Source organism: Psychroserpens sp. (genome assembly GCF_034670085.1).
Taxonomy (GTDB): Bacteria; Bacteroidota; Bacteroidia; order Flavobacteriales; family Flavobacteriaceae; genus Psychroserpens.
The window spans coordinates 606,613-630,981 of record NZ_JAXMOD010000001.1; the positions used below are offsets into that span (position 1 = coordinate 606,613).

Sequence of the window (24,369 nt, forward strand, 5' to 3'; positions counted from 1 at the left end):
AATCAATTTGAATTATCTTCCTCAATTCTAAAACCAACATCTGTAATGCCTTCGAGATTTAACACACCTTTTACTTCTCCATTTTTCCGCATGGCATGTTGAATATTAATTTGGTAGTCTCCAGCTTCATTAAAAACGAAAGGTTGATCATACCCTTTATACCAAAGTTTATTTTCTTTTAAATCTGTTAGACCTGAACCTAAAAATGTTCCATCTGGTGCTGCCATTCTATATTCTAATGTATCTTTTAAAGTCTTTCCATTCGGATAATTTAACTCAACTACTAAATACAAGTTACTATACTTATAATCGTTTGTATTTCTCAAATTAATAAACAAATTATAATTATTTATGGTATCGGGTGGTGAAACCATAAATGAAATAACTGAATCTTTATGCCATTGATCTGGCACAGACTTATATTGGTCAAATACACGATTAGAATCGCATGAAACCGCAATCATGAACATTAGTAAAACAATGCAATACTTACTTTTTGGCATTATTCTGAGGCTTTTGACGACGTCTTTGTTTTCCTTTATTATTTCTACGTTTGTTTTTATGTTTTGGACTATCGAAACGTGTTAGGCTATCTTGACCAACAACGTTTTCAAACTCAGTTTTAGTATCTTCAATCAATTCTGCTGCATATTCTTCTAAGCTTGCTATTTTCTGTTTCGCTTTATTCTTATCAATAATTTCTTTGACTTGATCTGTATTCAGAACATGCCAATTCATCCATTCCCCTTCGTAAGCATACCAAAGATGTCCTTTAAAAATATCTGTTTTTTGACAAACAGCAGTTCCTTTTTCAGTATATAATTTGGTGTCTTTTTTCGGAAAAGCTTTTAAGGCATCTAGATAAGCATCCAATTCATAATTTAAACAACATTTAAGTTTCCCACACTGACCAGCTAACTTTAGCGGATTAAGTGAGAGTTGTTGATATCTCGCTGCAGATGTACTAACTGACCTAAAATCGGTTAACCAAGTAGAGCAGCATAGTTCTCGCCCGCATGAACCTATACCTCCGAGACGAGCAGCTTCTTGACGAAAACCAACTTGTTTCATCTCAATACGCGTTCTAAATTCGCGTGCAAATAATTTAATAAGTTCTCTAAAATCTACACGTTCTTCGGCAGTATAATAAAACGTAGCTTTACTTGCATCTCCTTGATATTCGATATCAGAAATTTTCATTTTAAGCTTTAGGTCTATAGCAAATTGACGTGCTTTCACCTTCATTGGTTCTTCTTTGTCTCTGGCATCTGACCAAACATCAATATCTTTTTGAGACGCTTTTCTATAGAGTTTCAAGACATTTTCTTCGTCATTAATTTCTATTTTTTTGCGCTTCATTTGCACTCTAACCAATTCACCTGTAAGGGTTACCATACCGATATCATGTCCAGATTGTGCTTGTGTAGCAACAATATCTCCTATGCTTAACGTGAGGTTTTCGGTGTTTTTGTAGTATTGTTTTCTTCCGTTTTTGAAACGTACCTCAACACCTATAAAAGGTTCTTCTCCTTGAGGCAACGACATATTGGCCAACCAGTCAAAAACAGTAAGTTTATTGCAGCTATCTGTGCCGCAAGTTCCATTGTTTTTACATCCTTTTGGTTGTCCATCTTTTCCAGTTGAGCAACTGTTACAACTCATAAAATTTTTTATATAGATTCTGAAAAACAGTGTTTCCAGAAGACGATTCATAATTCTTTTGAAATGTAAAGATAAGATTATTTATCGAGTATAATAATTGAAAAAAATAGGTGATTTACATTTCTAAATAATGACATAAAATATTGTAATACAGGGTTTTAAAATAAAATTGGTATCTTATGCTTACTTTCTAATTTATTTTAGATGATATCATATAAACTTAAAACCAATAATTATGAATTCAAAAATTACACTATTCCTTTTGACAATGCTTATCACATGTTTCGGAATTGCTCAAACACCTGGTGCTCCTTCTGTTAGCGCAGGACCTCCTATTAATCCTGATAAAAAAGCGTGTTTAACTCCAGAACAAAGAAGTGATCTGATTCAGGACATTAAAGTTAATATTGAAAATTTGAGGTTAGATGATAAACTGTCATTTTCAGAACAACGACGAGGAAATCACCCGCTATTTATTTGGCCTGTGCAAAAAGCTAATGATGTAACCTTCAACGATTTTTATAGCATTTATAATTATGTAGATCATAATTCAGGATTCCCGAATCAGCTTACCGATTTTAATTGTGGCACAAGGACTTATGACACCACAGGTGGATATAATCATAAAGGAGTTGATATTGTTACATGGCCATTCCCGTGGAAAATGTTAGAAGACGACGGTGTTGAAATTATTGCAGCAGCTCCTGGCCAAATCGTTTTTATTAGAGATGGTGAATTTGATCTTAGTTGTTCCCAAAGTACAACAACACCTTGGAATATAGTGGTAATACAACATAGCGACGGAAGTGTCGCGCTTTATGGACATATGAAAAATGGTTCTACTACAACAAAAATTGTTGGAGATATGGTTTCTGAAGGGGAATATTTAGGTATTGTAGGAAGTTCTGGCCAATCTGATATTCCTCATTTACATTTTGAAGTTTACGAAAATAACGTAAATGGTGTAGGTGTTGATTTAATAGATCCATATTCTGGGACTTGTAATACTATGAATCCTGATTCTTGGTGGCAATCTCAACGGCCTTATTCTGATCCAAAAATAAATGCTGTATTAACGCATAGTGCTGCTCCTAGTGTATTTCCTCCTTGTCCAACAAGCGAAACACCCAATTTAAGCAATGACTTTGAAACTGATGATGAATTTTATTTTACTGTTTTTGTAAGAGACCAGACCGTTGGAGATATTATTAGTTTTGAAATTCTAAGACCAGATAATACCTCTTTATTTGGTAATTGGAATGTTACCGTTCAAACAACATCTCCTAGTTGGTATTATCAATATGGCGCTTATACAGGCTATTTTGAAATGGTAGGTGAATGGACATGGCGTGCTACTTTTGGTGGAGATACCATTTCACATACATTTAATGTTACAAGTTCTTTAGGTGTAGATGAGACTAGTTTTAATCAAACTTCAATATTTCCAAATCCGTTTAATGATGTCATTAACATTTCTTCATCAAGTAAAGTGGTAAAAGCTCATATTCTAGATGTTTTAGGAAAATCTGTATTTTCCATTGAAGATGATTCAAATGGAATTATTGAAATAAATCCCTCAAGTTTATCAAACGGAATGTATTTTGTAAGGCTTGAAAGTGATACTAACGAAATGAAAACAATTAAGCTAATTAAAGAATAAAATAAAAAGGCTCCAATTTAAAATGGAGCCTTTTTCTATTTTTTTAAGACCTCAAAAATGTTTCTTAAGTCTTTTTTATAAGGCAAATGATCTGCCCTTCCTTTTTTGAAAATATCATTACTATTACCTTGACCTTTTCGTAATTCTTTTTGCTCTTCAAAAGGCAATCTATTAATTTCCATACAATTTGAAGAACAACAGTTTTCCATTTGTGCTTTGCAGTCATCACATTGTATAAATAATAAATGACAAGCTTCATTAGCACAATTTGTATGCAGATCTGCTGGTTTACCACATTGATGACAATTAGCAATGACATCATCAGAAATTCGCTCTGATCGACGTTCATCAAAAACAAAGTTTTTACCTAAAAATTTATTTTCCAAATTATTGGCTTCAACTTGTCGTACATAATTAATAATACCTCCTTCTAACTGAAATACATTTTTAAATCCTTTGTGTTTGTAGTAAGCACTAGCTTTCTCACATCGAATTCCACCTGTGCAATACATCACTAGGTTTTTATCTTCCTTATGTTCTCTAAGATCTTCTTCAATTAAGTCTAAAGATTCTCTAAACGTATCTACATCTGGAGTCACAGCGTTTTTAAAATGTCCAATCTCACTTTCATAATGATTGCGCATATCAACCAAAACTGTATTTGGATCTTCAATGAGTTTATTAAACTTTTCAGCACCAACATGCACACCTTTATTGGTAACATCAAAAGTGTTATCATTTAAGCCATCTGCAACAATTTTATGGCGCACTTTTACTTTTAGCTTTAAAAAAGCAAAATTATCATGCTCTACAGCAATGTTAAGTCTTACATTTTCTAAAAAGGAAATGGTATCTAAATGATTTTTAAAAGGTTCAAAGTTTTCAGCAGGAACAGAAAGTTGTGCATTAATGCCTTCCTTAGCGATGTAAATTCTACCTAAAACGTCAAAATCGTTCCAAGCTAAAAACATGTGGTTTCTGAAAATTTCGGTATTGCCAATTTTGGCGTACTTATAGAAAGAGATGGTTAAGCGTTCTTTTCCCGCTTGTTCAATAAGTTCTGCTCTTTCTTTAGCACTTAAGTTATTGTACAGTTGCATGCTATACTAATTTTTAAGGTTAAAGACTATTTTTTTGTAATGAGTTGCAAAGGTATAAATTTTAACAGAATTTCAAATCACAAGCATAAAAAAGCCCTTTAGACGATCTAAAGGGCTTTTTTGAGGACTAACTCGTTATTATTAATATTTTTAATTTGATCTTAAAAATATTTAGCGAGTTAGCCTCCATCGGCTTTACAATTACTGTTGACATGTACAGCAACTGAAACACCTAATGAGTTGTTAAAAATAATTTTTCTAAAAAATTTCATTCTGATTACAAGAATTAAATTTAAGTGGATATGTCAGTTTCCTGACTTTTTTCATAGCAAGATTTCCCAATCTCAATTAGTAGATGCAAAATGTTTAAAAAGGTTGCGTCAGAAGATTGAAAAAAATTAAAAGTTATTGTAATTTAGCAGACCTATCAAATAAAAACAGATTGAAATGAGCAGTGAAAAAGACGCAAAATTAAAAGCCTTAAAACTAACCTTAGACAAGCTTGATAAAGCCTACGGTAAGGGTACAGTAATGAAAATGAGCGACCAGGCAGTCGTTGATGTTGATGCCATATCTTCTGGTTCTTTGGGACTAGATATTGCTTTAGGTGTTGGAGGTTACCCTAGAGGAAGAGTAGTTGAAATTTACGGACCAGAATCATCAGGTAAAACAACACTAACGTTACATGCTATTGCTGAGGCACAAAAAGCTGGAGGAATTGCTGCTTTTATAGATGCAGAACATGCTTTTGACAGAACTTATGCTGAAAAATTAGGTGTAGATATTGATAATCTTATCATCTCTCAACCAGATAATGGTGAGCAAGCGCTTGAAATTACTGATAATTTAATTCGCTCAGGAGCCATAGACATTGTGGTTATAGATTCTGTTGCAGCACTAACTCCTAAAAGTGAAATTGAAGGTGAAATGGGAGACTCAAAAATGGGTCTTCATGCACGTTTAATGTCGCAAGCATTAAGAAAATTAACTGGGTCAATTAGTAAAACGAATTGTACGGTTATTTTTATTAACCAGTTAAGAGAAAAAATTGGAGTAATGTTTGGGAACCCAGAAACAACAACTGGAGGAAATGCATTGAAATTTTATGCTTCGGTTAGATTAGATATTAGACGCTCTACTCAAATTAAAGAAACTGATGGTAATGTTGCTGGAAATAAAACTAGAGTCAAAGTTGTAAAAAATAAAGTCGCTCCACCTTTTAAAATGTGTGAGTTTGATATTATGTATGGTGAAGGGATATCTAAAGTAGGCGAGATTTTAGATTTAGCCGTTGAACATGAAATCATAAAAAAGAGTGGTTCTTGGTTTAGTTATGGAGAAACCAAACTCGGACAAGGTCGAGATGCTGTTAAAGCCTTAATAAAAGACAATCCTGAATTGATAGATGAACTCGAAGCTAAGGTAAGAGCGCTCATTAAAGGTGACGCCTAAAACAAAACAAATACACACAAAAAATCCCTTAATTGGGATTTTTTTGCTTTTTAGACGCAACCTTTATGTAACTATTGCATCTACGTAGTGATTAAGGCTCGTATTGCCTAAATATTTAATTATATGAAAAAATTATTTTTACTAGGTTTTTTAATCTGCTCTGCATTATCATGTAGTGTTGAAGGTGATGATTCGCAAGAATTTTTTTATGAAACCTTACCTATTGAAAGCGTTGATATGCCTACAGAATTTCAGTTTGGAAATACATATCAAATAACCATGACCTACTTAAGACCTACTGGTTGTCATTTATTTAATGATTTTTATTACGTAAGTGAAGGCGATCAGAGAACCATTGCGATTATCACTAGCGTTTTTCCTAATCAAGATTGTGAAACATTTGAAAATGAAGAGGTAGAAGCAACATTTAATTTTAGAGTAAACAGCGTTGGACCTTACGTATTTAGGTTTTGGCAAGGTGATGATGAAAGTGGTAATGACATCTACTATATCGTAGAGGTTCCTGTAGTAGACTAATTAAATTCGTATAAATTAATAAAACCAATACGTTTGAGTTTAGAACAACTCATAGCACAATGTAAAAAAAATGATGCTCAGGCTCAAAGTCAAATATACAAGCTCTATGCGAGTAAACTGTTTTCGATTTGCTTGAAGTATTCGCGTAACTATGCAGAAGCTGAAGATAATTTACAAGATGCATATGTTACTATTTTTAAAAAAATAGACCAGTTTAAAAGTAAAGGCTCTTTTGAAGGTTGGTTAAAAAGAATAACTATAAACACAGCCTTGCAACGCTATAGAAGTGTTGGTGTTTTTGACATAATTAATGAGAATCAAATTGAAGATGTTACAGTTGAAGTTGATGAAGACAGTATTAACTTAGATTTTTTATTACAAATCATTCAAGACTTACCAGATCGTTACAGATTGGTATTTAACTTGTATGCCTTAGATGATTTCTCTCATAAAGAAATTGCGAAAATGCTTGACATTTCAACAGGCACATCAAAATCTAATCTTGCTAGAGCACGATTGATTTTAAAGGAAAAAGTAGAACAATACAAAGCGAATAGTAATTCGCAAAGTTTATAATGAACGAAAAAAAGAATATCGACAAACTCTTTAAAGAGCAACTCAAAAACTTTGAGGTTGCTCCCAAAGATTATGTCTGGGAAAACATAGAAGCAAAACTACATGAAGACAAACGCAAAAAACGTCGTGTCATTCCTATTTGGTGGAGAGTTGCTGGAATAGCTGCAGGTTTGGTTGTTTTATTTACAGTTGCTAACCAATTATTTAACACCTCTGATGAACATGGTATTTCAAAAGATACTATTGTTGATGACAACAAAACAAATACTAACTCCAATTCTCAAGATGACAGTAATACCTTAATACTAAAGGATGCATCTAAAGAATTATTGGGAACAGATATTCCAGTAGAAATTGTTGACACCAACACTAATACTTCCGCTGAAGAAGACGAATCAACAATGAATAAAAACAGGAGTAACACTATTACTTCAGACACAAAAGTTAATCCAGTGCTAGTTTCAGAGGATTCTAACGGAGAAAACTCTCATGAAAACAAAAATAATAGTAGTTCTACTAATTCTAAAGATTATAATAAAATTCAAAAAGATAAAAGAGGTTTGATTGATAAATCCTTAACCAAAGATGCCGTAGCAAGTACTTCAAAATCAACCTCTAAAAACAATCAAGATTCACAAAACTCCATTAAGGATAAAACTGAAATTGATGCCATTCTTAAGTCAACAAAAACTAATCCAAGTAGGACTGTTGCTGATGTTACTACTAAGGATAAAAACACGGATACAATTACCGCAAAGACAGCATTAAATAAAAATAGAGAGACACAAAATACGATTAAGAATCCATCTGAAATTGATGCCATTCTTAAGTCGAATAAAACGGATTCAAAAACAACTGTTGCTAACGTAAATACAGAAGAAAAAAGCACTACTGAAATTGAAAACAATTCAACAGAAGATACCCAAAACAAAGAAAAAGAGGACGATGTTAATACTATAGAAAATGCAATTGCTGAAGCCGAGAATACAGATGAAAAAGAAGAAGAGGAAGAGAAACTAAACAGGTGGAGCGTTTCACCAAACGTAGCGCCTGTTTATTTTAGTTCTTTAGGAGAAGGCTCATCTTTAGATCTTCAATTTGTAGAAAACACCAAAGAACCTGAAATAAGTATGAGTTATGGTGTTAACGGAAGTTATGCATTAAATAAAAAATTCAAAATTAGAGCAGGTGTCAATAAAATTCAATTAGGACAAAAAACAAACGATGTGCTAATTTTTGAAAACAATAATCCGGTAGCAAGTGCTAATCGTCAAATAGCGAATGTAAACTTGGTAGATAGTATGAGTACACATTCTATTTATAGTGCACGTAATTTTAAGTTTGATAATGCTCCTGCCACTTTATTTACTCAAGAACAAGGCTCGTTAGATCAACAACTTGGTTTTATCGAAGTCCCAATTGAAATTGAATACAACGTCGTAGAACGTAAAATAGGATTAAACTTAATAGGTGGTTTTAGTGCACTAATTTTAAGTGATAATGATGTGTATGCAGTTTTAAATAATGGTGATCGTACTCGTTTAGGAGAAGCTAGTAATGTAAAGGATTTGAGTTATACAGCCAATTTTGGTGTTGGTATTGACTATAATATTTCAAAACAGTTTCAATTTAATCTTGATCCAACCTTCAAGTATCAAATAAATACGTTCAATAATACCTCTGGAGATTTTAAACCTTTTTTCATAGGTGTATATACAGGACTCAGTTTTAAGTTTTAGGTTTTTTTTAGTTGGTTAGAAGTTATTGTTGATACAATAGCAATCAAAAAGCTACTCTGTGCCAAGAGTGGCTTTTTGAGTTTTATTAAATACAGTTAATTGGTTTAAAATTAGAATGTGTGATTCTTCATTAAGTTTTCTAGTATCTTCAATTGTTGATTTTTCTGTAGAAATAAATTTATGGGTTTTAGCTCTCATAAGACCAGGACTTCCGCTAAAAAACGTATACGAAAATCGCTTTTTGTTATCTCCGAAAGTTATTGGAACAATAGGAATATGATGGTTTATTGCCATTCTAAACGCTCCATCTTTAAATGCATCTAAAACTATTTGTTCGTCAGGAACTCCGCCTTCCGGAAAAATACAAATACTCATGCCTTGTTTTAATCGTCGTTGCGCTCTCAAGAAAACAGCTTGTCTACTTTTAGGGCTACTTCTGTCAACTAAAATACTTGTGCGTTTATAGAAAAACCCAAACAATGGGATTTTTGCTAATTCCTTTTTTCCAACAAAAACAAATGGGTTTTTCACAGTAACTAACATGAGCATGATATCTGCCATCGATGTGTGATTAGCAATAAACATATAGCTTTTTGAAGCTTCTAGAATTTGCTCTCTTTCAATTTTCACATTAAAACCCATACCAATCAAAATAAACCAAGCCCAAAAACGAGCAATCTTAAAAAAGAATGGATACCAAGATTCTCTAAGGATTGAAATAACCAGTATAGGAAATAGAATTATAATTGGAAGCGCTACCAAAATGTAGAACCATATACGATATAATACCCAAAAGATGTACTTAAATAGCTTCATGTGGCTCAAAACTACTCAAATTAATTCAACAATTCTACTAAAAAAAGTACCTTTGCTGACGATATAAGTTGAAATAGGAATTAAATATATTTCCGTTGTAACGGAAAATAATTATGGCAAGAATACTTACAGGAATACAAAGTACAGGAACACCACATTTGGGTAATATTTTAGGCGCAATCTTACCAGCAATAAAAATGGCAAACGATGAAAAAAATGAATCATTTTTATTTATTGCAGATATGCATTCGCTTACACAAATAAAAGATGCTAAAACACTTCGTCAAAATACCTACTCTACTGCAGCTACTTGGTTAGCTTTTGGACTAGATGTTAATGAAACTGTGTTTTACAGACAAAGTGATATTCCTCAAGTTGCTGAATTATCTTGGTATTTGAGTTGTTTCTTTCCTTACCAACGATTAACACTTGCTCATAGTTTTAAAGATAAGGCTGATCGATTAGAGGATGTTAACGCTGGATTATTTTCTTATCCTATGTTGATGGCTGCAGATATATTATTATACGATTCAGAAATTATTCCTGTTGGAAAAGATCAACTACAACATATTGAAATGACTCGTGATGTGGCATCTAGATTTCATGCCAAAATGGGTGAAACTTTTGTGCTGCCAGAAGGAAAGGTTCAAGAAGACACCATGTTGATTCCAGGTACTGATGGTGCAAAAATGAGTAAAAGCAAAGGCAATATTATCAATATATTTTTACCTGAAAAAAAACTACGTAAGCAAATCATGTCTATCGAAACAGACAGTACCCCTATAGAAGACCCTAAAGATTGGAAAACTTGTAACTGTTTTGCTCTATATAAGTTATTGGCTTCAGATTCTGAAATTAAAACGATGAAGTCTAACTATGAAAATGGAGGTTATGGTTATGGTCATGCAAAACAAGCGTTATACGAATTAATGCTTTCAACCTTTGCTGCGCAACGTGAACGATATGATCATTATATGGCAAATCTTAATGAAGTTGATGCTGCTTTAGCCATTGGAGCTGAAAAAGCAAGAGCTGTTGCTAATGATGTTCTAAAACGAGTTAGAGAAAAAACGGGTTATTAAAATGAAAAAATTAATATGGTTTACCCTTTTAAATACCTCTGCAATGGGATTGTTGATAGTTTCACGAGTAGGTTCTGAAAAGGACAATATGGACTGGGTTCTTATTGCAATTGCCTTTCTTCTTATACTAGTCAATTTAATTCACTTTTTCGTAGAACGCAAGAAACTAAACAAGCTCAAATAATTTACCTGGAAGTGGTCGGGTGACGCCTTTTAATTCCATCGTTAATAAAATACTTGCAACTTTAAAGATGGGCATTTTACATTCTAAAGCAATACTATCTAACAATTGCTTATCCTGTTCTTTTAGATAATCATAAATAATTTTTTCTTCAGCAGTCAGCTCCACAAATAGCTGTTTTTGAATGACAGGTTGTGTCTTGGTTTCTAACTCCCAATTTAAAATATAAGGAATATCTAATGGATTTGATAGCACATGTGCCTGTTGAAATTTAATTAAATTATTACAACCTAAACTTTGGCTATCAGTAACGCGACCTGGAACGGCAAATACATCTCTATTGTATGAATTGGCAATATCAGCAGTGACTAAACTTCCGCCTTTTTCGGCAGATTCAATAACAATAGTTGCTTGGCTTATTCCAGCAATAATTCGGTTACGTTTTAAAAAATTGTTTCTATCAAAACTGTCTGTGCTCCAAAAATCACTTAAAAATCCACCATTCTTTTCAACATTCGCTATGTATTTTTTATGTGTTTTTGGATACACCTGATTTAAACCATGGGCCAAACACCCAATAGTTTGTAAGTTGTGTTTCATAGCTGCTTTTTGTGCAGTAATATCAGTTCCATACGCAAATCCAGATACGATAATTGGATTAAAAACTGCTAATTGTTCGATGAGTTTTTCACAAAATGCAACGCCAAAGGTTGTGATTCTTCGAGTGCCAACAATACTAATAATTCGTTGCTGTTTTAGATTTACATTACCCTTTTGAAACAACAATATTGGAGCATCAATACAATGTTTCAATTTCTCTGGATACAAATCTTCAGTAAAATACAAGCAAGAAATTTTGTTTTCTTTAATAAACTGAAGTTCATCTTCTGCTGCTTTTAAGTGTTCAGAATTAAATAATCCTTTAATCGTAGACAATCCGATCCCATCAATTTTAAGAAGATGTTGTCGTTTTTCTTTAAGTACAGCTTCCGCAGAACCACAATAATTGATTAACTTTTTAGCCGTAACATCTCCAATTTTTGGAACGTGCTGCAAGGCTAAAACATAAATTAGTTCGTCTTCTGACATTTTATATAGATTATATTCTATGAAAATAATAAAAATACCTTGTTAATAAATACTTAAGCGGATGTTTTATTCGCGTTTAAAAATTTTTAACTTTGTTTCTATGCAACTAGAGACTTACATCAGCGATTTATTATATAGATATGATTGTGTAACTGTACCTGAGTTTGGTGCCTTTTTAACACATCGAGTATCTGCAAAAATTCACGAAACAACACATGCTTTTTATCCTCCAAAAAAAGCCTTGTCGTTTAACGAACAACTACAAAATAATGATGGTTTATTGGCGAATTATATAGCTGATGTTGAGAAGATTCCTTACGAAGTTGCTGTAGAAAAAGTTGCTAAGCACGTCAAGTCAATTAAATCTTATTTAGTTGAAGGCGAAACGATTGCATTTGAAAACATAGGAGAGTTGTTGCTGAATAAAGAAGGAAAAATTAATTTTGAACCTTCACTTCATATCAATTACCTAACGGATGCTTTTGGTTTAACTCAATTTACTTCTTCAGATATTTCTCGTGAAGTGTATAAAAAAGAAGCTGAAGCTATAGAAGATGTAATTCCTCTTACTGTTACACCTGAAAAACGTAAATCGCGTCCTTATTTAAAGTATGCCGCAATTGCGCTTATTGCGTTAACTATAGGAGGTTTCAGTGCTTCAAACTATTATGGAAATCAAATTGAAAGTCATAATCAATTAGCTCAAGAAGAGGCTAATCAGCGATTGGAGGCAAAAGTCCAAGAGGCAACTTTTATTATTGATAATCCATTACCAGCTGCTACCCTTTCTGTAGAAAAACAACAAACAGGCAATTACCATATTGTTGCTGGAGCTTTTAGAATAGAGGCCAATTCTGATAAAAAAGTTGACCAACTTAGAGCTAAAGGTTATAAGGCGAGAAAAATTGGAGCCAATAAATACGGACTTCATCAAGTTGTTTATGCTAGCTATTCTGATAGATTAGAAGCATTGCAGGCATTAAAACAAGTAAAGCGTGAGCATAACAGAGATGCTTGGTTATTGGTTAAAGCTTTAGATTAATTGTATATTCTCTTTCAAAAATCATATTTCACCTTACCTTTGTGGTTTCAAATCAAAATGATATTTCCGTTCAATCGGAACTAACTATTGCGCATTTTTATGAAACCAAAAACAGCATTTCATTCAAAAACCATTATGACCGATTTGGTCTTACCAAGTGAAACCAATCCGATAAATAATCTCTTTGGTGGTGAGCTTTTAGCACGAATGGATCGGGCGGCAAGTATTGCTGCAAGACGTCACAGTAGGCGTATTGTAGTAACGGCATCAGTAAATCATGTTGCGTTTAATAGATCTATTCCTTTAGGCAGTGTAGTAACTGTTGAGGCTAAAGTATCTCGTGCATTTAGCAGTTCGATGGAAGTATATCTTGATGTTTGGATTGAAGACAGGGAATCTGGTGAAAGTATTAAGGCTAATGAAGCGATTTACACCTTTGTTGCTGTTGATGAAACCGGACGTCCTGTTAAAGTACCTCAGCTTATTGCCGAAAGTGCTTTAGAAAAAGAACGTTTTGAAGGCGCTTTACGACGTAAACAATTAAGTTTAGTTCTTGCTGGAAAAATGAAACCAAGTGAGGCTACAGAATTGAAAGCATTGTTTACGTCTTAATTTACATTTTAAATACCCAAATGGCTGGATTTTGTGTTTTAGAATCTTTATACACACCAAAACCTAACATGGTTTCTCCATTAGATTGATTTGTAAAAACTTCTCCTATTTCCTGTTTAGTAACGACTTTATCGCCTTTCTTAACGTAAATTTTAGACATGTTTTTATATACAGTAATATAATTACCATGTCGAATCATAACCACAGGATTAGCATTAGGAATCACTAAAATCTGGGACACTTCACCATCAAAAACTGCTCTTACTTTAGTGCCTTTTTCGGTGGCTATTTTCACACCTTGACTATTTATAGTAACCGTTCTGTCAATTGGAGACGGTTGCGTTCCATATTTAACTTTCACCACTCCTTTTTCTACTGGCCAAGGTAATTTTCCTTTATTAGATTCGAAGTTTCTAGCCAATGCTTTAGCCTCAGGAGTTAATACAAATTTACTTGTAGGTGAAGACGTTTTGCCTGCTTTCTTATTTGAAGCTGCTATAGCTTCACGAATTAAGCGATCTATCTCACGATCAATTCTATTTATTTCTTGTTGCTTTTTCTTGGCTTGAGAAGCATATGTGTTTAGGTTTTTTCGAATAGAAACCATTAACTCTTCCTGTTCTTTAAGTTCAATTTCAAGCTGTTTTTTTACTTCTCTATTCTCTAATACAAGTCGGTCTTTGTCCTTTTTTTGACGTAATAAATCAGTATTAAGTTCTTGTAATTTAAGAGTTTTGGCTTTTATAAGTTCTCCTTGTTCTTCTTGATAGCTCGTATATTGTTTGATGTATTGTAAACGTTTGTAGGCTTGTTTGAAATTATCTGAAGACAATAGAAACATCACTCGGCTTTGTTCAGATTTGCTTTTATATGACTTTACAATCATATCGGCATAATTATCTTTTAACTCTTTAAGTTGATCTCTTAAACTTGTAATTTCGTTTTGATTGGCGTTAATTTCGCGAGTTAACAGATTTGCTTGATCGTTAGTTACCTTGATTAAATTACGTCTTACATTTACCTTGGTGTTTAAATCTTCAACTAAAGACACTAAAGACTTTTCCTTTTTTTTATCTGAAAACAAGAGTGCGTTAATTTGCTTTAGCTCGTTCTGATATTTTTGGCGTTTCGCTTCTAGTTCCTTTTGTTTGCTACTTTGAGAATTAGCATGAGGCATACTTAAAAATAAGCAAATCAAAACAATGATGTAGGTTGGTTTATGGTGCATCGTCTAATATTATTTCTTTAAATCCTGAAGGAATTTTAAATGGAAAACGGACTTCTTCATTAAGTGAAACCGATTTGTATTCCATAGCAATAATAACTTCTTCATTATTTTCAACTGCCATAATTTTAATGTCTTTTGGCAGAATTTCTTTATCAACATCCTGATAGGCTAGATAATCCACTTGAAGAAAGCGCTTCTTTAGGGGTTGCATTAACTGTTGTGAATCCATTTTAAAATGAGAAGGATTCAATAACAAAAAAAGTTCTAACAATACAGCTTGCTCTTTAGGTTGTAAAATGTATGATTTATCATTAGTCGAAGCGATATACTTTCCATCTTTCAAATTAAAAAGCGACTCTCCTAAAAGTAAACTTTGCACTTTTTTAAAATTCAATTCAACACCCAATAAATTACTTAATAATGTATAATCACCTTTAAAGTATTGGTTGTTTATTTTATCATAAAAACTTACTTCATTTGGGGTAATCATGGCTCTAGCTAATCCTAAAGTAGCACTAATCCAAATGGTTTTATCCTTTTCCATTCTAAGATTAACGGTGTAGCCTTGTTCTTGTAAATCCTGAGTGTAATCAATTTTAACTCGTGCTTGAAGGGTTTTAAATTTAGAATCTTGCTTTGTGTTTTCCTTAATCAATTGCTTCGCAGAAATGGTATTGTCAATTTCTCCAGAACTTGCAATTGTTCTTGCTGACTTACAAGATATTGCAAGACAAACTAAAAGAAGGATACTAAGTTTTATGATTTTCATAATACTATTGCTGTTTAGACAATGCTTCTGCCTTTTTAGCAAACGCTTCAGATTTGGTAATATTATTATTTTGTTTGTATGCAATACTTAATTGGGTATAAAAATCGGATAACATTTTAGAATCATCTACTACGAAATCGGTTCCCATATCTAGGCTTTCAATAGCTTTTTTAGGATTATTTAATTTGTTATTTGCAATACCATTAACTAAATATAAAATTGGTTGGGCAGGATATAATTCTAAGGTTTCTGCACTTAATTTTGCTGCTTCAGCATCTTTATTAAGATCTAATTGCAATAAAAGGACATCCTTAATCGTATTAAAATCATTTGGGTTTTCCTTTAAGATTTCTTTAAAATAACCTAGAGCTTTGTCTTTATCATTAGCCTTCAAGTGGTATTGTGCTAATTCTTTTAAAGTTTTTTCGCTTTTATCATCATCAATTAGCGCTGTTATTTCAATCAACTGAGATTCGTATTCAGGATTATTAGAAACAAAAGTTACAAAGTCATTAAACACTTTAGCTTTAGCTTCGGGTTTAATATTTGGGCTTGTAAGTACAATCTTCATCGACTGAATAGAGCTTTCAGTATTATTATCGTCTAAATAAAATTTGTATAATGCTAAGTGTACCAATTCTGATTCTGGATTTGATTTTAGCAGGTCTTTTGCTGTATCAAATGCTTTTTCTGTATCACCTGTTTCGCTATATCGATAAATTAATCTAAGATAATTTGCTTCGTCTTCAGGATTACTTTTAACACGATCTTCTAAGTTTTCAATACGTTCATCATCGTCTCCTGTTAAATCATATATTTGATTTCTTAAAAAATCTCTGTCCTGATTATAACCAAATTGCTGGTCAAGTTCATCAAGAATATCTAGTGCGTTTTTATACTTTTTAGCTTCTATATAAAGACTTGCTAAATCCTGTTTGTAATCAGGATGAAACTTCACCAATTGCTTTACTGTTTTTAGCGCTTTGTCTATATCATTTTGCAACATATAAACATGGTATAGTTCATCTAAAAACCATTCGTTTTCTGGAGATTTAGAAATTGCTTCTTTTAGTGCATCTTCGGCAGCTCCAAAATTTTTAAGTGCTTTATAATTTTTTCCTAGCTCAAAAAACAGTGTTGGATCTGCATCATTAATTTTTATACATTTGAGTAAGGCATCTACTGAACGTTGGTAGTTTTCGATTCCTTTTTGCTTTAAGGCTTCAAAAAAGTGTTCTTGGTAAGCATCTTCATAATTTCCTAAATCATCATCTGGTCGTTTATTAAAATCGACTTGAGCGTATGTATTCTGCGAAAGCATAAAGATTCCGAGAATAACAAACAGGATGTGATATTTAGTTTTCATATAGTAGGTACTTTGCTCTGACTGATCGATTCAATAATTATTCCAAAATTGAATAATCACCAATACTAATACTTGAAAAATTACCATCATAACTAACGTGATTACCAATCATAGCATTGTCTAAGTTAGCATTTTTAATGGTTGTATGCGTTTGTATTAAGCTATTTTTAACGGTTGAATTATCAATAGTACAATTATGTCCTATACTAACGTTAGGACCTATAGTTGCATTGTTCAATGTTACATTTTCTCCAATACAACAAGGTTCTATAATTGTAGAATTGTTGTTCACCACAGAATTTGCAATAAGCTGTTCATCTCCATCAGCAGTTAAAAAGCCTAACATTTTAGCATTAGTTTCAAGCGTTACACTTTTATTCCCACAATCCATCCATTCATCAACTGTTCCAGTTTTAAATATTCGTCCTTCAGCCATCATTCGTTTAATACCATCATTAATTTGGTATTCTCCACCATTCATGATATTTTCATCAAGGATTTCTTGAAGCTTTCCTTTTAAAACTGCAACATCTTTAAAGTAATAGATTCCAATTACGGCTTGATCACTCACAAAACTTTCCGGTTTTTCTACTAATTCAACAATTTCTTGTTTATCGTTTAGTTTTACAACACCATAGGCTTCAGGGTTTGCAACACGCTTAGTCCAAATCACACTATCTGCCTCAGGATCTAAATCAAATTCTGCACGAATTAAGGTATCGGCATACGCAATTACGGCAGGACCAGACAATGAGGGCTTTGCACACATAATAGCATGACCAGTACCTAAGGGTTGATCTTGTCGGTAAATAGAAGGTTTTGCTCCTAAACTAGTTGCTAAACTTTTTAAACTCTCTACAACCTCATCTCCAAACCAAGCTGGATCACCTAAAACAAACGCTATTTCTTCAATTGGTTGTTTTAAAACTTTGGCAATATCTTTTACTAGTCTATGAACAATTGGTTGTCCGGCAACTGGAATTAAAGGTTTAGGAACAGTTAAACTATGTGGTCTAAGACGAGAACCTCGTCCAGCCATTGGTACTATTATTTTCATATTTTAAGTTGATTCGTTTATTGGTTGAATTATTTTTTCGTTTTATTTCACACCTGTACTTCCAAAACCACCTTCACCTCGAGCGGTACTTGAAAGTTCATTTACGTCTTGCCATTGTGCACGTTCGTGTTTAGCAATTACTAACTGTGCAATTCGTTCTCCATTATTGATTACAAAATCTTCACTAGATAAATTCACTAAAATTACACCTATTTCACCTCTATAATCTGCATCAATAGTACCAGGAGCATTAAGAACTGTAATCCCTTTTTTAGCTGCTAATCCACTTCTTGGTCTAACTTGTGCTTCAATTCCAACTGGTAATTCTATGAATAAACCAGTGCCTACAATACTACGTTCTAAAGGTTTTAATGTTCTAGATTCTGAAAGACTCGCTCTTAAATCCATTCCTGCAGAAGCTATGGTTTCGTAATGCGGTAAATCGTGATTGGATTTGTTGATGATTTTAATTTGCATGTATACTTATTTTGAAATTCTTCGCTTTGCTCAGTATGACAGATTAGTTGCGCTTTAATATTTGTTTTAATTCCTTCCGTTCTAAAAAAGCAACTATAGCCACAAAGAGTAACAAAAATACAGTTCCTAACAACATATTTCTATCTAAATGATAATAAGTTATGAAACTTAATGCTGTACTTATTAGAAGATAAATTGCTATTCGACTCACATCATAAGGAACAGGATAATATAGTCGTCCTAAGGCATAGGATATAAACATCATCAAACTGTACGCAATAAGGGTTGCGTAAGCACAAGCCATGAATCCTATTTTAGGAATGAACACGATATTAAACCCAATAGTAATTGCGGCTCCAATAAGGGAAATATACATTCCGAAACGGGTACGATCTGTAAGCTTATACCAAATAGAAAGGTTATGGTAAATACCTAAACAAAGATTTGCTAACAACACAATTGGGACAATATCTAAGGCCAATAAATAACTTTCTTTTTTAATAAAAACAGGTCTTAATACATCAATGTAAATAACCACTATCATTAAACCTAAAGCACCAACTATAGTAAAGTATTTTAAAATCGTTGCATAGGTTTGTGTGGCATTATCTTTATCGGAATGATTAAAGAAAAATGGCTCTGCTCCCATTCTAAATGCTTGAATAAATAAGGTCATAAAAACCGCTAATTTATAGCATGCACTATAAGCTCCATTAACAAACTCTCCTTCAATTTGTGGCAACAACCACTTGTCTAAATTTTCATTAATTACAAATGCAAGGCCAGCAACCATAATAGGCCAACCGTAATTTAAGAGTTGCTTTAAAATTTTCGGCTGAAAGTTTAGTTTCGCCTTAAAGAAATAAGGTGAAACCAAGATTAAAACAACTGCACTTGCAATAAGGTTGGCTATAAATATATATTCTACATTGTTTTCAACACTAAATAGTGATCTCAAACCTTCTGAGCCGTAGGTTGTAGATAATAACAATACGTTTAAAACAACTATAACCAGTACATTAATCAATTTAATTGAGGCAAACTTTATAGGTCGACCAGTAACTCTTAAATAGGCAAACGGAATCACAATCAAGGTATCTAGAAGTGTAATCCCAACGAGAAGGGAATAGAAATCAGTATTGATTCTTAAGGCTTCAGAAATTGGAATCCTAAATACAAAAAGTAATATTCCAAAGAGAAAAGTACTCGCAACAATGGTAATCATTGCCGTAGATAAAACACTGTCTTTGTCTTTATTCTTACTAAAAAACCGAAAGAATGAAGTTTCCATTCCATACGTAAGAATCACGTTAAAAAAGGCAGCTACAACGTAAAACTCTGTGTTTTCAGAATAGCTTTCATTAGGAAGTACATCTGTATGTAAACGCACCAAAAGAAAATTAATCAGCCTAGGTAAAACAATAGCTAAGCCATAGATAATGGTGTCTTTAAAAAAAGTTTTTAGAACGCTCAAAAGTTATATTTTGTTCTGCTAAAAATACGTTTTTAGCTAACGTTTACCAAAGTTATATTATTGACCATTTGGCGAAGCACTTGGATAGTGAAGTTTCTTGATTATAATATTTGATATTTTATAATACATCGTTTTGTCTCCTTTTTTGTAGGTGATTATACATTCGTCATCATTAATCTCAAATGGCATTTCTTCTTTTAATTTTGGAACTTTATTTTTAGACTCCTCCTTCATGTCGGAACTCAAAATGATATCATTTGGCTCATTAAATTCTGTTGAAAACCGACCAACGTATTGCATTTGGTTTCCGTTTATGAATTCAAGCTTGACTTTTTGACGTCTAAAAAACATACTATCCAAGGAAATTGAAGTATCTGACACAGGAATAAACACATTAATACCAGAGCCTCCTCCTTTTATTCCAGCTACCCATTCTTGGGCATACACTTCTCCAAGTTCAAATGGTGCTTTCTTTTGTAATTTTTGAGCCGTTGAACATTGTGAAAAGCTAGCCATAAATAAAAGCATTACAATTAAAGATGATATACGTTTTAACGATTTCATAGACGTGTTGTTATGATTATAAATATACGATTTCAAATTTAATGCCATAAAAAAACCTAACTCGTAAAAGTTAGGTTTTAGTCTATATAATTTTGTGTTATGACACTTCGACTGCGCTCAGTGTGACACCTTTTTTCAATTTGTTAGTTATTCAAAGCTTCAGCTCCACCAACAATTTCTAAAATCTCATTAGTAATAGATGCTTGACGTGCTTTGTTATACGTTAATTTTAACTGATCTCTTAACTCAGTTGCATTATCTGTTGCTTTATGCATTGCTGTCATACGAGCTCCATGTTCACTAGCAAAACTATCTCTTATGCTTTTGTATAATTGTGTTTTTAATGACTTTGGAATTAGTTGTTCAACAATTTCAGCTTTAGAAGGTTCAAAAATGTAATCTAAATTGACATTCGAATCACTTTCAAAAGGAACAATTGGTAAAAACTGTTCAGTCATAACAATTTGAGTCGCAGCATTTTTAAACTTGTTGTAAACGATTTCAATTTTATCAAATTCACCATCAACAAATTTCTCCATTAACATTTCTGCAATTTCAGCCACATTATCAAAAGTTAAGTCATCATAAACTTCACTTTTATTACTGATAACTTTATTCGTTTTCTTAAACGCATCATTAGCTTTCTTACCAATAGCTAAATAAGAAACATCTTGATTAGCGTATTTTTCTATTGCTAGCTTAGAAACTTCTTTAATGATGTTCGAGTTAAATGCTCCAGCAAGACCTCTGTTAGAAGTAATAGGTACCAAAAGTACTTTTTTAACCTCCCTTTGATTTGAATACTTGCTTCCTGAATCTGCATCTAAAGTTGCGCTTAAACTTTGTAAAAGTTCAGTCAACTTATCTGAATACGGTCGCATTGCTGTAATAGCATCTTGTGCCTTTTTCAATTTTGCAGCAGATACCATTTTCATGGCACTGGTAATCTGCATCGTTGAAGACACTGATGATATTCTATTACGTATTTCTTTTAAGTTTGCCATTCTTATTATTTGATTAGAATGTTATATTTTCAAAAAGACTCTTCGACTGCGCTCAGAGTGACAATTCTAATTTAGCTTAGAGTTGAAAGTAACTTTAAACTTTCCAACTCTAAACTTTGAACTATTTATGCTCTATACTTACCTGATAAATCTTTAGCGACTGTCGTTAACGTGTCGATAACTTCATCAGTTAATTTACCTGCTTTTAAAGTCGTTAACACACCATTGTGTTTCGCTTTAAGGAATTCGATATAATCTCTTTCGAATTCTTTTACCTTTTCAACAGGAACGTCTCTTAATAAGTTTTTAGATCCAGCGTAAATAATTGCAACTTGATCTTCTACTGTAAATGGATCGTTTTGTCCTTGCTTTAAGATTTCAACGTTACGTTTACCTTTTTCAATTACGTTTAAGGTTACAGCATCTAAATCTGATCCAAACTTAGCAAACGCTTCTAATTCACGGTATTGAGCTTGATCTAATTTTAATGTACCTGCAACTTTCTTCATTGATTTAATTTGTGCGTTACCTCCAACACGAGATACAGAAATACCTACGTTAATTGCTGGACGAACACCAGAGTTAAACAAATCACCATCTAAGAAAATTTGTCCATCAGTAATAGAAATTACGTTTGTTGGGATATATGCAGAAACGTCACCTGCTTGTGTTTCAATAATTGGCAAAGCTGTTAAAGAACCTCCTCCTTTTACCATTGGCTTTAAGCTGTCTGGTAAATCGTTCATTTGCTTAGCAATTGCATCATCATTAATAACTTTTGCAGAACGCTCTAATAATCTTGAGTGTAAGTAGAAAACGTCACCAGGATACGCCTCACGTCCTGGTGGACGACGTAATAATAAGGAAATCTCACGATACGCAACAGCTTGCTTTGATAAATCATCAAATACAATTAAAGCTGGACGACCAGTATCTCTAAAATATTCTCCAATAGATGCTCCTGTAAAAGGTGCATAAACTTGCATTGCAGCAGGATCTGATGCATTTGCAGCTACTATTGTTGTGTATGCTAACGCTCCTTTTTCTTCAAGAGTTTTAGCAATTAAAGCTACTGTTGAAGCCTTTTGACCTACAGCAACATAAATACAATATACAGGCTCACCTGCATCGTAAAATTCTTTTTGATTTAAAATGGCATCAATACAAACTGCTGTTTTTCCAGTTTGTCTATCTCCAATAACCAACTCACGTTGACCTCTACCAACTGGGATCATAGCATCAATTGCCTTGATTCCTGTTTGTAGTGGTTCAGTTACTGGCTCACGATAGATAACACCTGGAGCTTTACGCTCTAAAGGCATTTGATACGTATCACCAGAAATTGGTCCTTTACCATCAATTGGAGTACCAAGCGTATCAACAACACGACCAACAATTCCTTCACCTACATTAATAGATGCAATTCTATTGGTTCTTTTTACTGTTGATCCTTCTCTAATTGCTACTGAAGGTCCTAACAATACAATACCTACATTATCTTCCTCAAGGTTAAGTACGATTCCTTCTAGGCCACCATCGAATTCTACTAATTCTCCGTATTGTGCATTTGAAAGTCCGTAAGCACGTACAATACCATCACCAACAGTTAATACTGTTCCTACTTCGTCTAATGAAGCACCTGCTTCAAAACCTGAAAGTTGTTGTTTTAAAATTGCTGAAATTTCAGCTGGTTTTACTTCTGCCATCTTTATTTAGATATTAGACGTTAGATGTTGAGATGAAAAACATCTCCTCTAACATATTTTTAGTTTAATGTAAATTCTCTTTTTAACTTGTTTAGCTTACTAGCTATACTAGCATTGTATTGAATATCTCCAACACGTAAAATGAAACCACCGATAATGTTTTCATCCACAATATTTTCTAACTCTACAGATTTACTAGTTAGATCCTTGATTTTAGCCATCACTTTGATTTCTAAATCTTCAGTCATCGGAACCGCTGTAGTTACTGTTGCCTTTTCTTTACCAATGTGAGCTTCGTATAACTCGTTGTATTTACTAGCTACATCGGCAACAACATTGATTCTATTGTTATCAACTAAAACATCAAATAGTTTTGATGATAAAGGATTTAAACCTGTAAACACTTGATTTAAAATGTCTTTTTTGGTGTCTTGTTTTGCAATAGCGTTCTTTAAAGCTGAGTCTAAATCTGCATTTTCAGATACAGTTTTAGCGATAAGTTTCATATCATTATTAACAGCTTCTTCAGATTTCTGATCAACTGCTAAGCTTAAAACTGCTTTTGCGTAACGTATTGCTGCTCTAGTTCCTGACATAGTCGTTTAGTTTAATGTCGCTTCACCTAACATAGACTCCACCAATTTGATTTGTTTGTCTTTGTTAGAAAGTTCTTCACGTACTACTTTTTCTGCAATTTCTATTGAAAGGTTAGCAACTTGCGACTTTAATTCTGCAATAGCTGCTTTCTTTTCTGTTTCGATTGATGCTTGAGCTTGAGCTACTAGTTTCCCAGCTTCTTCTTTTGCTTGGTCTTTAGCATCTTCAATCATTTTGTTTTTGATCTCACGTGCTTCTTTGAGCATAGATTCGCGTTCAGCTCTAGCTTCTTTTAATAATTTTTGATTATCTGCTTGAAGGTTTTGCATTTCAAGTTTTGCTTTTTCAGCAGAATCGAGCGCATTTTTGATACCTTCTTCTCTATCATTAACAGCATTTAACATTGGTTTCCATGCATATTTCTTCAAAAGAAGTAATAATAACACGAATAAAAGTGTTTGCCAGAAAAATAGACCAATTGAAAAATCTTCTAATAAATTCATAATATATAAATGTTATATCAATTTAATTTTTAATTAAAGCAACCTTGCAACCAACCGTTACAAGGTTACTTTTTTC

Annotated in this window: 25 protein-coding genes; 9 read left to right on the top strand and 16 right to left on the bottom strand. The window is 33.0% G+C overall.

The features are described from left to right. Positions 1-2: 2 nt before the first annotated feature. Both VOI25_RS02535 and VOI25_RS02540 read right to left on the bottom strand, forming a co-directional pair. The gene (locus tag VOI25_RS02535) at positions 3-503 is read right to left on the bottom strand and encodes a gliding motility lipoprotein GldH (RefSeq protein ID WP_323787377.1); all 501 of its coding nucleotides are present in this window, start codon (positions 501-503) and stop codon (positions 3-5) included. Further along, positions 490-1,662, bottom strand: coding sequence for a regulatory iron-sulfur-containing complex subunit RicT (locus VOI25_RS02540; RefSeq protein WP_323787378.1), 1,173 nt, complete (start codon positions 1,660-1,662; stop codon positions 490-492). Before VOI25_RS02540 ends, VOI25_RS02535 begins: the two co-directional genes overlap by 14 nt. Positions 1,663-1,897: 235 nt before the next feature. Here VOI25_RS02540 and VOI25_RS02545 point away from each other — a divergent pair, with 235 nt between their 5' ends. After that, entirely contained in the window at positions 1,898-3,322 is a 1,425-nt protein-coding gene (locus tag VOI25_RS02545) for a peptidoglycan DD-metalloendopeptidase family protein (protein ID WP_323787379.1), read from the top strand. 35 nt (positions 3,323-3,357) lie between these two features. Here the strand turns inward: VOI25_RS02545 and VOI25_RS02550 are convergent, their stop codons facing one another. Then, entirely contained in the window at positions 3,358-4,422 is a 1,065-nt protein-coding gene (locus tag VOI25_RS02550; RefSeq protein WP_323787380.1) for a rhodanese-related sulfurtransferase, read from the bottom strand. 447 nt (positions 4,423-4,869) lie between these two features. Here VOI25_RS02550 and recA point away from each other — a divergent pair, with 447 nt between their 5' ends. From recA to VOI25_RS02570, 4 genes are all read left to right on the top strand, one after another. After that, positions 4,870-5,874, top strand: a complete 1,005-nt coding sequence (gene recA / locus VOI25_RS02555) for a recombinase RecA (RefSeq protein ID WP_323787381.1) — start codon at positions 4,870-4,872, stop codon at positions 5,872-5,874. 123 nt (positions 5,875-5,997) lie between these two features. After that, positions 5,998-6,411 (top strand): hypothetical protein, encoded by a 414-nt coding sequence (locus tag VOI25_RS02560; protein ID WP_323787382.1) that lies wholly within the window; start codon positions 5,998-6,000, stop codon positions 6,409-6,411. A gap of 33 nt (positions 6,412-6,444) precedes the next feature. Then, complete coding sequence (locus VOI25_RS02565) at positions 6,445-6,987, top strand: RNA polymerase sigma factor (protein WP_323787383.1); 543 nt, start codon at positions 6,445-6,447, stop codon at positions 6,985-6,987. Next, positions 6,987-8,726 (top strand): hypothetical protein, encoded by a 1,740-nt coding sequence (locus VOI25_RS02570; RefSeq protein WP_323787384.1) that lies wholly within the window; start codon positions 6,987-6,989, stop codon positions 8,724-8,726. Before VOI25_RS02565 ends, VOI25_RS02570 begins: the two co-directional genes overlap by 1 nt. Before the next feature lie 51 nt (positions 8,727-8,777). Here VOI25_RS02570 and VOI25_RS02575 read toward each other — a convergent pair whose 3' ends face one another. Further along, positions 8,778-9,542, bottom strand: coding sequence for a lysophospholipid acyltransferase family protein (locus tag VOI25_RS02575; RefSeq protein ID WP_323787385.1), 765 nt, complete (start codon positions 9,540-9,542; stop codon positions 8,778-8,780). Between the two features lie 113 nt (positions 9,543-9,655). On the opposite strand from VOI25_RS02575, the gene trpS reads away from it, so the two are divergent. Together trpS and VOI25_RS02585 are read left to right on the top strand one after the other, a co-directional pair. After that, positions 9,656-10,624, top strand: coding sequence for a tryptophan--tRNA ligase (gene trpS, locus VOI25_RS02580; protein ID WP_323787386.1), 969 nt, complete (start codon positions 9,656-9,658; stop codon positions 10,622-10,624). Position 10,625: 1 nt separating this feature from the next. Further along, entirely contained in the window at positions 10,626-10,808 is a 183-nt protein-coding gene (locus VOI25_RS02585; RefSeq protein WP_323787387.1) for a hypothetical protein, read from the top strand. Here the strand turns inward: VOI25_RS02585 and dprA are convergent. Beyond that, positions 10,791-11,894 (bottom strand): DNA-processing protein DprA, encoded by a 1,104-nt coding sequence (dprA, locus tag VOI25_RS02590; protein ID WP_323787388.1) that lies wholly within the window; start codon positions 11,892-11,894, stop codon positions 10,791-10,793. The genes VOI25_RS02585 and dprA overlap by 18 nt on opposite strands. Before the next feature lie 100 nt (positions 11,895-11,994). Between dprA and VOI25_RS02595 the strand changes: the two genes are divergently transcribed. Both VOI25_RS02595 and VOI25_RS02600 read left to right on the top strand, forming a co-directional pair. After that, the gene (locus tag VOI25_RS02595) at positions 11,995-12,936 is read left to right on the top strand and encodes an SPOR domain-containing protein (protein WP_323787389.1); all 942 of its coding nucleotides are present in this window, start codon (positions 11,995-11,997) and stop codon (positions 12,934-12,936) included. A 99-nt stretch (positions 12,937-13,035) separates the two neighbouring features. After that, the gene (locus VOI25_RS02600; RefSeq protein WP_323787390.1) at positions 13,036-13,548 is read left to right on the top strand and encodes an acyl-CoA thioesterase; all 513 of its coding nucleotides are present in this window, start codon (positions 13,036-13,038) and stop codon (positions 13,546-13,548) included. 1 nt (position 13,549) lies between these two features. On the opposite strand, the gene VOI25_RS02605 is transcribed toward VOI25_RS02600, so the two are convergent. The 11 genes from VOI25_RS02605 to VOI25_RS02655 all read right to left on the bottom strand — a co-directional run bounded on the left by VOI25_RS02605 (position 13,550) and on the right by VOI25_RS02655 (position 24,293). Next, positions 13,550-14,776: a murein hydrolase activator EnvC family protein gene (locus tag VOI25_RS02605; RefSeq protein WP_323787392.1), complete on the bottom strand. Its 1,227-nt coding sequence runs from the start codon at positions 14,774-14,776 to the stop codon at positions 13,550-13,552. Beyond that, complete coding sequence (locus VOI25_RS02610; protein ID WP_323787393.1) at positions 14,766-15,545, bottom strand: DUF4292 domain-containing protein; 780 nt, start codon at positions 15,543-15,545, stop codon at positions 14,766-14,768. The genes VOI25_RS02605 and VOI25_RS02610 overlap by 11 nt, the downstream gene beginning before the upstream one ends. Before the next feature lie 4 nt (positions 15,546-15,549). Continuing rightward, the gene (locus tag VOI25_RS02615) at positions 15,550-16,911 is read right to left on the bottom strand and encodes a tetratricopeptide repeat protein (protein ID WP_323787394.1); all 1,362 of its coding nucleotides are present in this window, start codon (positions 16,909-16,911) and stop codon (positions 15,550-15,552) included. A gap of 37 nt (positions 16,912-16,948) precedes the next feature. Beyond that, the gene (locus VOI25_RS02620) at positions 16,949-17,968 is read right to left on the bottom strand and encodes a sugar nucleotidyltransferase (RefSeq protein ID WP_323787396.1); all 1,020 of its coding nucleotides are present in this window, start codon (positions 17,966-17,968) and stop codon (positions 16,949-16,951) included. A 42-nt stretch (positions 17,969-18,010) separates the two neighbouring features. Continuing rightward, positions 18,011-18,445 carry a dUTP diphosphatase gene (dut, locus tag VOI25_RS02625; protein ID WP_323787397.1) on the bottom strand — a complete coding sequence of 145 codons (435 nt, stop codon included), beginning with the start codon at positions 18,443-18,445 and terminating at the stop codon, positions 18,011-18,013. 43 nt (positions 18,446-18,488) lie between these two features. After that, a complete protein-coding gene (locus tag VOI25_RS02630; RefSeq protein WP_323787398.1) occupies positions 18,489-19,919 on the bottom strand; it encodes an oligosaccharide flippase family protein in 1,431 nt (476 codons plus the stop codon). 57 nt (positions 19,920-19,976) lie between these two features. Beyond that, positions 19,977-20,483 carry a hypothetical protein gene (locus VOI25_RS02635; RefSeq protein ID WP_323787399.1) on the bottom strand — a complete coding sequence of 169 codons (507 nt, stop codon included), beginning with the start codon at positions 20,481-20,483 and terminating at the stop codon, positions 19,977-19,979. Positions 20,484-20,626: 143 nt separating this feature from the next. Beyond that, positions 20,627-21,487, bottom strand: a complete 861-nt coding sequence (atpG, locus tag VOI25_RS02640) for an ATP synthase F1 subunit gamma (protein WP_323787400.1) — start codon at positions 21,485-21,487, stop codon at positions 20,627-20,629. A 125-nt stretch (positions 21,488-21,612) separates the two neighbouring features. Next, entirely contained in the window at positions 21,613-23,193 is a 1,581-nt protein-coding gene (gene atpA / locus VOI25_RS02645) for a F0F1 ATP synthase subunit alpha (RefSeq protein ID WP_323787401.1), read from the bottom strand. A 59-nt stretch (positions 23,194-23,252) separates the two neighbouring features. Next, positions 23,253-23,789, bottom strand: coding sequence for an ATP synthase F1 subunit delta (gene atpH / locus VOI25_RS02650; protein ID WP_323787402.1), 537 nt, complete (start codon positions 23,787-23,789; stop codon positions 23,253-23,255). A 6-nt stretch (positions 23,790-23,795) separates the two neighbouring features. Further along, complete coding sequence (locus VOI25_RS02655) at positions 23,796-24,293, bottom strand: F0F1 ATP synthase subunit B (RefSeq protein ID WP_416376059.1); 498 nt, start codon at positions 24,291-24,293, stop codon at positions 23,796-23,798. Positions 24,294-24,369 lie beyond the last annotated feature (76 nt).